This window comes from Geminicoccus roseus DSM 18922 (assembly GCF_000427665.1).
Lineage (GTDB): Bacteria > Pseudomonadota > Alphaproteobacteria > Geminicoccales > Geminicoccaceae > Geminicoccus > Geminicoccus roseus.
On record NZ_KE386572.1, the window covers coordinates 148,373 to 161,015 of the forward strand.

A 12,643-nucleotide genomic window follows, 5' to 3' on the forward strand; every position below is an offset into this window, starting at 1 on the left:
ATCCGGGTCCATCCCCCGCCGTGATTCTCAGGGGAAGCGGTGCTGGACCTCTGCAGAAAGCGAGGCAGCACCCAGCAGGAGAACCTTGTGGCAGGGTCGATGCGATCGCATCATCCCATGGAGTAGATGGTCTGCAGCCGGTAGCAATATCATGCGGATGATCAGATCACGGGATCCAACGCGCAGACGTAGTTCCATCATGGAATATAAATTACATAAAGATATGCGCATTTTTCCGCTCGGGACGAGGAGGCCGTAACCACCCGGCGCCCCTGTCCTCCGGTAGGAGAAGCTTCTTGGCGAATTCAGCACCAGCGCCGGGCGATCCCGAACTCACGACCAGTCTGGAACTCGTTCTCGACTCGATACCCGACTTCGCCATCATCCTTCTGGATCCACAGGGGCGGATCTCCATCTGGAACTCGGGCGCCGAACGCATCAATGGCTGGCGCGACGAGGAGGTCATCGGCCGCCACCTCTCGATCTTCTATCCCGAGGAAGCCATCGCGGCGGGCGTGCCGGAGCGCCACCTCGACATCGTGCGCCGGACGGGGCGCTTCGAGGAGCAGACCGTCCTCACGCGCAAGGATGGATCGACCTATATCGCGCACGTCGTCATGACCCTGCTGCGGGACGAGGCGGGCCATGTGCGCGGCTATGCCAAGGTGACGCGGGACGTCACCGGCCGGGTCGAGGCCGAACGGACGTTGCGGGCCCGCGAGGCCCACCTCCAGTCCATCCTGGATACCGTGCCGGACGCCATGGTGGTGATCGACGAGCAGGGCTGGATGCAGTCCTTCAGCGTCACGGCGGAACGTCTGTTCGGCTACAGCGCGGCCGACGCCGTCGGCCAGAACGTCAAGATCCTGATGCCCAGCCCGTACCGGGAGCAGCACGACGCCTACCTGAAGCGCTACCTCGCCACCGGCGAGCGCCGGATCATCGGCATCGGGCGGGTCGTGGTCGGCCTGCGCAAGGACGGCTCGACCTTCCCGATGGAACTCGCGGTCGGCGAGATGTCCTCCGGCGGCAAGCGCTACTTCACCGGCTTCATCCGCGACCTGACCGAGCGCCAGCGGACCGAGACCCGGCTGCAGGAACTGCAGGCCGAACTCGTCCACATGTCGCGCTTCACGGCGCTGGGCGAGATGGCCTCCACCCTCGCGCACGAGATCAACCAGCCGCTCACCGCGGTCTCGAACTACCTGAAGGGCTGCCGGCGCCTGCTCGAGCGCAGCACCGAGGAGAAGGCGGTGATGCTGCGCCAGGCGGTCGAGCAGGCCGCCGAGCAGGCGCTGCGCGCCGGCCAGATCATCCGGCACCTGCGCGAGTTCGTGGCGCGCGGCGAGAGCGAGCGCCATGTCGAGCATCTGGCGAAGCTGATCGAGGAGGCGAGCGCGCTGGCGCTGGTCGGGGCCAAGGAAAAGGGCGTGCGGGTCGGCTTCCGCTTCGATCCCGAGGCGCCGCTGGTCCTGGTCGACCGGATCCAGATCCAGCAGGTCTTGCTCAACCTCATCCGCAACGCCATTGAGGCGATGCAGGAATCGCTCAGGCGCGAGCTGCTCGTGCAGACCGATGCCCAGCCCGGCAGCATGGTGCAGGTCAGCGTGAGCGATACCGGGCCCGGCATCGCGGCCGAGATCGCCCAGCAGCTCTTCCATCCGTTCATCACCACCAAGAAGCACGGCATGGGGGTAGGCCTGTCGATCTGCCGGACGATCGTCGAGTCCCATGGCGGCAAGATCTGGGCGGAGGCCGGGCCGGACGGCGGGACCGTGTTCCGCTTCACGCTCCGGGCCATCAGGGAGGAGGAACTGAACCATGAGCCATGACGCGATCGTGCACGTGGTCGACGACGACATCGCGGTCCGCCAGTCCCTCGCCTTCCTGCTGGGCTCGGCCGACCTTTCGGTCCGGCTCTACGATTCGGCCCTGGCCTTCCTGGAAGCGCTGCCGAAGCGCCCGAAGGGCTGCCTGGTGACCGATATCCGCATGCCCGGAATGGACGGGCTGCAGCTCCAGCGCCGCCTCGCCGAGCTGGGCGTCAGGCTGCCGATCATCATGATCACCGGCCATGGCGACGTGCCGCTCGCGGTCGAGGCGATCAAGGCGGGTGCCGTCGACTTCATCGAGAAGCCCTTCGACGACGAGGCCCTTCTCGGCGCCATCCATGCAGCCCTCTCCCTGGGGGCGGTGGACACGCAGCGCGATTCCCAGCTCGCCGAGATCCAGGCCCGCCTCGATTCCCTGTCGGAGCGTGAGCGCCAGGTCCTGGATGGGCTGGTGGCCGGCAAGCCGAACAAGGTCATCGCCTACGACCTTGGCATCAGCCCGCGCACCATCGAGATCTACCGGGCGAACGTCATGACCAAGATGCGGGCGGGCAGCCTCTCCGAACTGGTGCGGATGGCGCTGCTGGCCGGCACGGGTGCGGGGTAGAACCTAAGGGTTTCTCCGGTGGTGCGGATCTTGCCTCCGCGGACCATATTGGAGATCGCACGGACGCGACGCCGTTTGTGCCAGGAAGCCCGGAAAGTCGCTCATGGCCACCCGCCCAGGCTCCGTCATCATTGTTGATGACGACGATGCCGTCCGCAGCTCGCTGAAGTTCGTCCTGGAGCTGGAAGGCCTCGACGTCCAGGCCTACCAGGGCGGCCGCGAGGTTCTGGCCGATGCGGCGGCGCTGCCGGCCGACTGCCTCGTGGTGGACTACTTCATGCCCGCCATGACCGGCATCGAGCTCATCGACGAGCTGCACCGGCGGCTGGTCCACATCCCGGCCATCCTGATCACCGCCAGGGCCGACGCCGACATGCGCGGCCAGGCGGCCCGCGCCGGCTTCCACGCCGTCCTCGAGAAGCCTCTGTCCGACGAGGCGCTCATCGACACCATCCGCTCCCTGCTCCCGGCGGACAGGACCGGCGCGCCGGGCTGACCGAGAGCCCCACCTCAGGGACATCCCTTAGGGAAGCATCGGATTTTCGCCGCGGTTCGCAGCCGGCTATCCATGCGGTGACGCCACCCATCGACCGCCGGAGGTTCCGATGCACCCCACACGCGTTGCGCCCCTCGCTCCGGCTGCAGCCGTCCTCCAGGCCTCCCCATGGCAGGCGGCCGAGGTTCCGCCGCTGGGAAGGGTGCGGAGCTTCGTCAAGGACGAGACGATCATGGCGGCGGGCGGTTGCCCGATATTCTTCTACAAGGTCGTCTCCGGCATGGTCCGCACCTGCCAGGTCCTCGCCGACGGCCGCCGGAAGATCGCGGCCTTCTACACGGCGGGCGACGTCTTCGGGATCGAGGCGGGCCACGAGCACCGCTTCGCCGCCGAGGCGCTGGGCGACGTCACTGTCCTGGCCTATCGCCGCTGCAGCTTCGACAGGGTGGCCTCCGGCGATGGCCGGATCGGGCGCATGGTGATGGACGCCATGATCCGCGACCTCGGACGGGCGCACGACCACATGCTGGTCCTGGCGCGCAAGAGCGCGATCGGCAGGGTGGCGGCCTTCCTGCTCGACCTGAGCGACCGCGCTGCCGGCCGGGTGGTCGACCTTTCCATGCCCCGGGCGGACATCGCGGACTATCTCGGCCTGACCATCGAATCCGTGTCCCGCTCGTTCACCCAGCTCGAGCGCCTGGGGGTGATCGAGGTCCTGGCGACCCGGCGCACGGTGATCGTCCGCGACATGGCTGCCCTGCGGGGCTTCGACGCGTAGCTCGGCGCGGATCCCGCTTCTCTCCCTCTTCGCCGCATCGACGCAGCCACCCCGCGGAACCTCCGCGGGGTGGCTGCGTTCATTCGCGCATGACGAGCCATTTCCTCCCCCGTGCCGCGCAGCTCCTGGCACTCGCCTTCATGGCGTGGGGGATCGTCGTGATCCTGCGGATCGCCAGCATCGTGCTGGCCACCCTGAGCGGCTTGCCGATCGGCGCGGGTGCTTCGGCGCTCGTCGTGATGGGCGGCGGCTGGGCCCTGATCCTGGTGGAGCTCTACATCCTGCTGATGCGTCCGCAGGCGCCGGCGCGTGCCGATCGAGGCGCGGCGGCCAGGGACAGGTAGGGGTGGGACCGCCCTCCTCCTCCGGACTTTCCATCTGCGCTGCCAGATAGGCCAGCAGGAGGGAGAACGGCCCGAGCAGCGCGGCGAGGGCGATATCGGCCAGTGCCGCCAGCGGGGATGGCTCCGCCTCGCGGGTCCAGAGCAGGCTGGCGATGCCGATGCCGCACCAGAGAACGAGTGCCGCCACCATGTCGCTCATGAGGGTGCCCAGGGTTCGGTACCCTCAAGATCGCTCGGATGCTCCCGGCTTCAATAGGCAATGGCCGGCCCGTGCGCGGACCGGCCGGAGTCACGAAGGATGGTGGTGATGGCCGCATCCATGGGCGGCCTGCGTCGGCCGCAGCGCGTACTCGACCATCTTCTTCAGGCAGGCCTGGCCCGGATCGGTGGTCTGGCCCATCACGCCGATCAGCGACACCCAGTCCTCGTCCGAGGCCTGCCCGGCGAACAAGGCCACCGCCTGGGCGGCGAACGCGCCGGGCGCCAGCCCGGCCTGCGCCGCTGCCGCCTCGATGCGGCTGAGCAGCACGAGGTCGTCCATGCCCAACAGGGTTTCGGTGGCGACGTCCGCATCGTCGAGGCGGGCGATCAGGTCGCCGAGCAGCATCGTCCGTCGTCCTTCAATGCACGTTGTGGTCGCCGGGTGCCGGGATCTCGATCCCCTCCACCCGGGCGGCGGCCAGCAGGCGGGCGACATACTGGGCCTGGGCCCGCCGGTTCACCGCATCCGCCAGGTAGCCGGCGATCCGCACCGCCACGATCTCGAACGGGAGCGCGGCGCCCTCGACCTTGCGGTCCAGCCGGATCACGTGGAAGCCGAAGCGGCTCTCGACCGGCTCTCGTGACAGTTCGCCCTCGTTCATGCGTTCCAGCGCCGCCTCGAACTCCGGCACGGTCTGGCCGCGCGTCACCTGGCCAAGCTGGCCGCCGATCTCCCGGGACGGGCAGGCGGAGTGCAGCCTGGCCAGTTCGGCAAACCCGCCAGGTTCCGCCGCCAGCGCCGCGATCGCCTGGCGCGCCTTGTCCCGCGCCTCCGCCCGCGCCCTGCCGTCGCCCGGTGCCGCGGCGAACAGGATGTGCGCCGCCGCGCAGATCGAGGGCGTCCGGAAGCGGCCGGGGTTGCGCGCGTAATAGCGCCGGCACTCCTCTTCGGTCGGCTCCGGCGTGGCCACCTCGCGCTCCACCAGGCCGCGCATCCGCGCCTCGTCCAACGTCTCCCGCCGGCCCTGCCCGTCCGTGAGCGGCGCCGCCGCGATGTCCAGGCGCCGGACCTCCTGGCTCAGCGCCTCCCGCACCACGAGCGCCAGGGCGGCCGATTTCCAGGCTGCCGCAGGCGACCGCGCCGGGTGGTTCTGGGCCTCGCGGGAGATCATCGCGTGCGGGATGACCACGCCATTGACCTTCACCACGGCTCGGTGGGCGGCGGGCTGGGTCTTGATGGTGCAGGTGGACATCGGGCGGACCTCCTGGTGGCCGGGCGTTGCTGGCCCTTACTCGGCGGGCTGCACCGGGGTGGGGCGGATGGCGGCGGGCCGCATCTGGGGCGGCAGGTCACCGATGGCCGGGCGCTGCCTGGCAGCCGGCTGCAGCTTCTTGGTGCGCACGATCTGGTAGCCGGTGCGCCCGAGATACCAGACCGGGGCGGACAATGCGTGGACCAGGCGGGTGAACGGGAAGAGCAGGAAGATCGTCATGCCCAGGAACAGGTGGGCCTTGAAGATCGGGTGCACGTCTGCGACCATCGCCGAGGCGCCCGGCTGCATCGTGACGATGCCCTGCGCCCAGCTCATGAACTTCACCATCTCGCCGCCGTCCATGTGGCCGAGCGAGAGCGGGATGGTCGACAGGCCCAGGATCAGCTGCACGTAGAGGATCAGCAGGATGCCGATGTCCGAAAAGGACGAGGTCTTGCGGATCCGCGGGTCGAACAGGCGCCGGTGCACCAGGAGCGACATGCCGATAAAGCAGGCGATGCCGGCGATGCCGCCGATCACGATCGCCATGCCCTGCTTGAAGCCGTGGCCGATGCCGAGCGCGTCGAACACCGCGATCGGGGTCAGCAGGCCGCCCAGGTGCCCGAGGAAGATCACCAGGATGCCGACATGGAACAGGTTGGAGCCGAGCCGGAGCTGGCGCGCGCGCAGGAGCTGGCTGGAGCCGGCCTTCCAGCTGTACTGCTCCCGGTCGAAGCGCAGCAGCGAGCCGACCACGAACACCGTGAGCGCCAGGTACGGATACCAGCCGAACAGGACGTGATTGAGCGTCATGACGCCTCTCCTCAGGCTCGCGCGGGCGATGAATGGCTGACGGCGGTGCGCGGCGGCTGCGGGAGCTGCACGCCCGGTGCTGGGCGAAACGCCTGGCGGAACCTGGCGGCGAGGCTGTCGGCGCCGCACTCCTTGGTCGCGGCACCCGGCCCGAACCGGACCTCCTCCTCCGCCCAGGCGGCATCCAGGGCCTTCAGGTCGCCCGGATCGATATCGTCCTCGGGCTGCAGCGCCTCGAACGCGGCCTCGCTTGGCTCCTCGGCCGCCAGCGCCGCCAGCGCCTGGAAGACCGGGGCATAGTCCGATCCCTTGCGCGCCAGGCGCAGGCCGATGGCGGTCAGGATGTGCGCCGGCTCGGAAAGCAGGCGGCGCGCCTCCGCTTGCGGCAGGAGCGAGGCATATTCCAGGAACATCGGGATGAAGTCGGGCAGGTCGCTGGTGGCGATGCCGAAGCCCTTCGCCTCATAGACGCCCTTCAGGTCGACCATGGCCTGGCCGCGGTCGCGGCTCTCGCCGTGGACGTGCTCGAACAGGTGCAGGGACAAGGAGCGGGTGCGGTCGAAGAGCAGGATGTAGGCTTCCTGCAGGTCGTAGACATCGCCCCGTTCCAGCCGGGCCAGCAGCGGCTCCAGGCCGGCACGCTGCGACGCGTCCAGGATTCGTTCCTCTGCCAGGACGGCCCGGATCTCCGGCACGGCGGCAGCCAGTCCCGGCGTCGGATAGGTCAGCAGGGCCGACATGGCCTTCAGGGTCTTCATCGAGGATCTCCAGGGCGCGCCGCCCCCGTTGTCGTTCCGGCTCCGTTGTGCCGAGAACTAGCGGAAGGGCGCGCCGTCGTTCATTCGGGAGATCTCCGTAGGTCCGGCTCAGGAAACCTACGGAGGTCCCTTCCAGGGATCAGGCGACCTCCATCGGGGTTTTCGCCTTCTTGCCCCTGGGCGCGCCGAACAGGTTGGTCTCGCTGTCGCCGCCGGCGCAGCCATTGCCGAACGAGAAGCCGCAGGAGCCGCGCAGGTCGTAGGCGTCCTCGATGCTCAGCTCGCGGTGCGAGGTCGGGATGACGAACCGGTCCTCGTAGTTCGCGATCGCCATGTAGCGGTACATTTCCTCGATCTGCGCGCCGGTGAGGCCGACCCTGCTGGCGGCCCCCTCGTCGATCAGGCCGTCGATGGTCTTGGCCCGCATGTAGGTGCGCATGGCCAGCATGCGCTCCAGCCCCGTCACCACCGGCTCCTCCACCCCTGCAGTCAGGAGGTTGGCGAGGTACTTCACGGGAATGCGCAGGCTGCGCACGTCCGGCATCTCGCCGTCCACCCCGATCCTGCCGGCCTCGGCCGCCGACTGGATCGGCGAGAGCGGCGGCACGTACCAGACCATCGGCAGGGTGCGGTACTCGGGATGGAGCGGGAAGGCGATCTTCCACTCCATCGCCATCTTGTAGACGGGCGAGCGCCTGGCCGCCTCCAGCCAGGCCTCCGGGATGCCCTCGGCGCGCGCTTGTGCAATCACCTGCGGATCGCTCGGGTCGAGGAAGACCTGGAGCTGCGCCTCGTAGAGGTCGCGCTCGTCCGGCGTGGCGGCGGCGGCCTCGATCCGGTCGGCGTCGTAGAGCACCACGCCCAGGTAGCGGATGCGGCCGACGCAGGTCTCCGAGCAGACCGTCGGCATCCCGGCTTCCAGGCGCGGGTAGCAGAGCGTGCACTTCTCGGACTTACCCGAAGACCAGTTGTAGTAGATCTTCTTGTACGGGCAGCCCGAGACGCACATGCGCCAGCCCCGGCACTTGTCCTGGTCGATCAGGACGACGCCGTCCTCCTCGCGCTTGTAGATCGCCCCCGACGGGCAGGCCGCCACGCAGGTCGGGTTCAGGCAATGCTCGCATAAGCGCGGCAGGTACATCATGAAGGTGTTCTCGAACTGGCCGTAGATCTCCTTCTCGACGCCCTCGAAGTTCTGGTCCTTGGACCGCTTCGCGAACTCGCCGGACAGGATCTCCTCCCAGTTCGGGCCCCACTCGATCTTCTCCATCCGCTCGCCGGTGATCTTCGAGCGCGGCCGCGCGGTCGGGAAGGCCTGGACCTCGGGCGCCTTCTGCAGGTGCTCGTAGTCGAAGTCGAACGGCTCGTAATAGTCATCGATCTCCGGCAGGTCGGGGTTGGCGAAGATATTCGCCAGCACCCGCCACTTCGAGCCGATGCGCGGCTCGATCCTGCCGTCGGCCTTGCGGGTCCAGCCGCCCTTCCACTTGGACTGGTTCTCCCAGTCCTTGGGATAGCCGATGCCGGGCTTGGTCTCGACATTGTTGAACCAGGCGTATTCAAGCCCTTCGCGGTTCGTCCAGACGTTCTTGCAGGTCACCGAGCAGGTATGGCAGCCGATGCACTTGTCGAGGTTCAGCACCATCGCGATCTGGGCGCGGATCTTCATGGCGATCGTCTTCCTTACTCGGCAGCCTGGAGAGCGGCGGGGGCGGCCTCATGGGGGCCCTCCAGCCAGTCGACCTTGTCCATCTTGCGGATCACGACGAACTCGTCCCGGTTGGCGCCGACCGTCCCATAGTAGTTGAAGCCATAGGAAAGCTGCGCGTAGCCGCCGATCATGTGGGTCGGCTTCAAGACGGCGCGGGTGACCGAGTTGTGGATGCCGCCGCGCTGGCCGGTAATGGGCGAGCCCGGCGTGTTGATGATCTTTTCCTGCGCATGATACATCATGCACATGCCGTCCTTGACGCGCTGCGAGACCACGGCACGGGCCGAGATCGCGCCGTTGACGTTGTAGACCTCGATCCAGTCGTTGTCGGCGATCCCCGCCTGCTTCGCGTCGTTCTCCGAGACCCACACCACGGGACCGCCGCGGTTGAGGGTCAGCATCAGGAGATTGTCGGAATAGGTGGAGTGGATGCCCCACTTCTGGTGCGGCGTGATGAAGTTCAGGACGATCTCGGGGTTGCCGTTGCCCTGGACGCTGCCCTGGACGGGCCGGATCGTCTTCAGGTCGACCGGCGGCCGGTACACGCAGAAGCCCTCGCCGAACGCCCGCATCCACAGATGGTCCTGGTAGAGCTGCTGGCGGCCGGTGAGCGTGCGCCACGGGATCAGCTCGTGGACATTGGTGTAGCAGGCGTTGTAGCAGACCTTCTCCGATTCCAGGCCCGACCAGATCGGCGAGGAGATGATCTTGCGCGGCTGGGCCACGACGTCCCGGAAGCGGATCTTCTCCTCCTCCTTGGGCAGCGCCAGGTGGGCGTGCTCCCGGCCGGTGAAGCTCTCCAGCGACTCCCAGGCCTTCACCGCCACCTCGCCGTTCGTTTCCGGCGCCAGCATCAGCAGGACCTCGCAGGCGTCGATGGCGCTGTCGATCCGCGGCAGCCCCTTGGTCGGCCCTTCCTCCGCGACCACCCCGTTCAGCGCCTTCAGCAGTTCGACCTCGTGCCCGGTGTTCCAGGCCATGCCCTTGCCGCCATTGCCGGCCTTGGCCATCAGCGGGCCGAGCGCGGTGAAGCGCTTGTAGAGGTTGGGGTAGTCGCGCTCGACCACCGTCACCTGCGGCATGGTCTTGCCCGGGACGGGCTCGATCTCGCCCTTCTTCCAGTCCTTCACGTCGAAGGGCTGCGCGATCTCGCCCGCCGTGTCGTGCATGATCGGCGTCAGGACCACGTCCTGTTCGACGCCCAGCACCTCAGGGGCGACCTCGGAGAAGGCCTGCGCCAGGCCCTTGTAGATCTCCCAGTCCGAGCGCGATTCCCAGGCCGGGTCCACCGCCGCGGTGAGCGGGTGGATGAAGGGATGCATGTCGGAGGTGTTGAGGTCGTCCTTCTCGTACCAGGTGGCGGTGGGCAGGACGATGTCGGAGTAGACGCAGGTGGTCGACATGCGGAAGTCGAGCGTGACCAGCAGGTCCAGCTTCCCTTCCGGCGCCTGGTCGTGCCAGACGACCTCCTTGGCCTTCTGCCGGCCCTGCTCGCCCAGGTCCTTGCCCAGCACGCCGTTGGAGGTGCCGAGCAGGTGCTTGAGGAAGTATTCGTGGCCCTTGCCCGAGGAGCCCAGGAGGTTCGAGCGCCAGACGAACAGGTTGCGCGGCCAGTTGGCCGGGTTGTCCGGGTCCTCGCAGGAAAGCTTGAGCTCGCCCGACTTCAGGGCCTTGGCGACATAGTCCTTCGCGTCGGTTCCGGATGCCGCCACCCTTCGCCCCACCTCCAGCGGGTTGGTCTGGAGCTGCGGGGCGGAGGGCAGCCAGCCCATGCGCTCGGCGCGGATGTTGTAGTCGATGATCGCGCCGTCCCAGGGCCCAGGGGGTGCGGTCGGCGACAGGATGTCCGCCACGTCCATCGTCTCGTAGCGCCACTGGTCGGTGTGCGCGTAGAAGGCCGAGGTCGAGTTCTGCTGGCGCGGCGGCCGGCCCCAGTCCAGCCCGAAGGCGAGCGGCGCCCAGCCGGACTGCGGCCGGAGCTTTTCCTGGCCGACATAGTGCGACCAGCCGCCGCCGGACTGGCCGATGCAACCGCACATCACCAGCATGTTGATGACGCCGCGGTAGTTCATGTCCATGTGGTACCAATGGTTCATCGCGGCGCCGATGATCACCATCGACCGCCCATTGGTCTTCTCGGCGTTCAGCGCGAACTCGCGCGCCACCGCGATGATCTTGTCCCGCGGCACGCCGGTGATCTTCTCCGCCCAGGCCGGCGTGTAGGGCACATCGTCGTCGAAGGAGGTCGCCACGTTGGCGCCGCCGAACCGCTCGATGCCGTAATTGCCGAGGAACAGGTCGTAGACGGTCGCGACCAGGGCCTCGCCGTCGCCGAGCGCCAGCTTCTTCACCGGGACCCGGCGCTCCAGCACGCTGGCATGCTCGGTGGCGGCGAAGTGCTCGTGGGCGATGTTGCCGAAATAGGGGAAGGCCACGTCCTCGAAGGCATCGGCGCTGTCGTAGAGCGACAGGCTCAGGTCGACCTCCTTGCCGTCGGAGCGCCTGGCCTCGAGGTTCCACTTGCCCTTCTCGCCCCAGCGGAAGCCCACGGAGCCGAGCGGCGCCACCAGCTCGCCGCTGGCCTGGTCGTAGGCGAGCGTCTTCCACTCGGGATTGTTGGCCTCGCCCACAGCACCCGCCAGGTCGGAGGCGCGCACGAAGCGCTCCGGGACCAGCCGGCCGTCCTGCTTCACCAGGCGCACCAGCATCGGCATGTCGGTGTAGCGCTTCACGTAGTCGGTGAAGTACGGCACCTGCCGGTCGACGTGGAACTCCTTGAGGATCACGTGGCCCATGGCCATGGCCAGCGCCGCATCGGTGCCCTGCTTCACCGACAGCCAGATGTCGGCGAACTTGGAGGCTTCCGAATAGTCCGGGCAGATCACGGCGCTCTTGGCGCCGCGGTAGCGGACCTCGGTATAGAAATGCGCGTCGGGCGTGCGGGTCTGCGGGACGTTGGAGCCCCACAGGATCAAAAAGCCGGCATTGTACCAGTCGGCGCTTTCCGGCACGTCGGTCTGCTCGCCCCAGGTCTGCGGCGAGGCCGGCGGCAGGTCGCAGTACCAGTCGTAGAACGACATGCAGACCCCGCCCAGCAGCGACAGGTAGCGGGCACCGGCGGCATAGGAGACCATCGACATGGCGGGGATCGGCGAGAAGCCGAAGATCCGGTCGGGGCCGTGGGTCCGGGCGGTGTAGGCGTTGGCGGCCGCGATGATCTCGTTGACCTCGTCCCAGGTGCCGCGAACGAAGCCGCCATGGCCGCGCTTGCTGGTATAGGCCCGGCGCTTTTCCGGGTTCTCGACGATCGAGGCCCAGGCGGCCACCGGGGTCATCATCGCCCGCGCTTCGCGCCACAGCCGGAGCAGGCGCGAGCGGACCAGCGGGTACTTCACCCGGTTGCCGGAATAGAGGTACCAGCTGTAGCTGGCCCCGCGCGCGCAGCCGCGCGGCTCGTGGTTGGGAAGCTCCGGCCGGGTCCGCGGATAATCGGTCTGCTGGGTCTCCCAGGTGACGATCCCGCCCTTCACGTAGACCTTCCACGAGCAGGACCCGGTGCAGTTCACGCCATGGGTCGAGCGGACGACCTTGTCGTGCTGCCAGCGCTTCCGGTAGCCATCCTCCCAGCGCCGGTCCTCGCGGGTGGTGATCCCGTGGCCATCCGAGAACTCGCCCACCGTGCGGTTGAAGAAGGTCAGCCTGTCGAGAAAGTGGCTCATCTCGGATCCTCTCGGCCCCCGCACGCCCTCCAAAGGAGCGGGCGCGACCTGGTGAAGTTCTTGCTCGGGTGGTAGCCAGCGCCCGCCTCGCGGGAAATTCCGAGCATCCACCTAAGGGATGTCCCGGAGGT

11 protein-coding genes are annotated in these 12,643 nt (G+C 68.0%); 5 read left to right on the forward strand and 6 right to left on the reverse strand.

Features of this window, described 5'->3' with window-relative positions:
* Positions 1-296: 296 nt before the first annotated feature.
* The 5 genes from GEMRO_RS27020 to GEMRO_RS0102075 all read left to right on the forward strand — a co-directional run bounded on the left by GEMRO_RS27020 (position 297) and on the right by GEMRO_RS0102075 (position 4,057).
* A complete protein-coding gene (locus tag GEMRO_RS27020; RefSeq protein WP_051328587.1) occupies positions 297-1,832 on the forward strand; it encodes a PAS domain-containing sensor histidine kinase in 1,536 nt (511 codons plus the stop codon).
* Positions 1,822-2,439, forward strand: coding sequence for a response regulator FixJ (gene fixJ / locus GEMRO_RS0102060; protein ID WP_027132683.1), 618 nt, complete (start codon positions 1,822-1,824; stop codon positions 2,437-2,439). The genes GEMRO_RS27020 and fixJ overlap by 11 nt, the downstream gene beginning before the upstream one ends.
* Before the next feature lie 103 nt (positions 2,440-2,542).
* A complete protein-coding gene (locus GEMRO_RS0102065) occupies positions 2,543-2,935 on the forward strand; it encodes a response regulator transcription factor (protein WP_027132684.1) in 393 nt (130 codons plus the stop codon).
* A gap of 109 nt (positions 2,936-3,044) precedes the next feature.
* Positions 3,045-3,713 (forward strand): helix-turn-helix domain-containing protein, encoded by a 669-nt coding sequence (locus GEMRO_RS0102070; protein ID WP_027132685.1) that lies wholly within the window; start codon positions 3,045-3,047, stop codon positions 3,711-3,713.
* Between the two features lie 89 nt (positions 3,714-3,802).
* Positions 3,803-4,057 carry a hypothetical protein gene (locus GEMRO_RS0102075; RefSeq protein ID WP_027132686.1) on the forward strand — a complete coding sequence of 85 codons (255 nt, stop codon included), beginning with the start codon at positions 3,803-3,805 and terminating at the stop codon, positions 4,055-4,057.
* A 289-nt stretch (positions 4,058-4,346) separates the two neighbouring features.
* Here GEMRO_RS0102075 and GEMRO_RS0102080 read toward each other — a convergent pair whose 3' ends face one another.
* The 6 genes from GEMRO_RS0102080 to GEMRO_RS0102105 form a co-directional block, all read right to left on the reverse strand.
* Positions 4,347-4,664 (reverse strand): hypothetical protein, encoded by a 318-nt coding sequence (locus GEMRO_RS0102080; protein WP_027132687.1) that lies wholly within the window; start codon positions 4,662-4,664, stop codon positions 4,347-4,349.
* Between the two features lie 13 nt (positions 4,665-4,677).
* Positions 4,678-5,511, reverse strand: coding sequence for a peptidylprolyl isomerase (locus GEMRO_RS0102085; protein WP_027132688.1), 834 nt, complete (start codon positions 5,509-5,511; stop codon positions 4,678-4,680).
* Between the two features lie 36 nt (positions 5,512-5,547).
* Positions 5,548-6,324, reverse strand: a complete 777-nt coding sequence (narI, locus tag GEMRO_RS0102090) for a respiratory nitrate reductase subunit gamma (RefSeq protein ID WP_027132689.1) — start codon at positions 6,322-6,324, stop codon at positions 5,548-5,550.
* A gap of 11 nt (positions 6,325-6,335) precedes the next feature.
* Positions 6,336-7,082, reverse strand: coding sequence for a nitrate reductase molybdenum cofactor assembly chaperone (narJ, locus tag GEMRO_RS0102095; protein WP_027132690.1), 747 nt, complete (start codon positions 7,080-7,082; stop codon positions 6,336-6,338).
* Positions 7,083-7,221: 139 nt separating this feature from the next.
* The gene (gene narH / locus GEMRO_RS0102100) at positions 7,222-8,751 is read right to left on the reverse strand and encodes a nitrate reductase subunit beta (RefSeq protein ID WP_027132691.1); all 1,530 of its coding nucleotides are present in this window, start codon (positions 8,749-8,751) and stop codon (positions 7,222-7,224) included.
* Between the two features lie 14 nt (positions 8,752-8,765).
* Positions 8,766-12,512: a nitrate reductase subunit alpha gene (locus GEMRO_RS0102105; protein ID WP_027132692.1), complete on the reverse strand. Its 3,747-nt coding sequence runs from the start codon at positions 12,510-12,512 to the stop codon at positions 8,766-8,768.
* Positions 12,513-12,643: the final 131 nt, after the last annotated feature.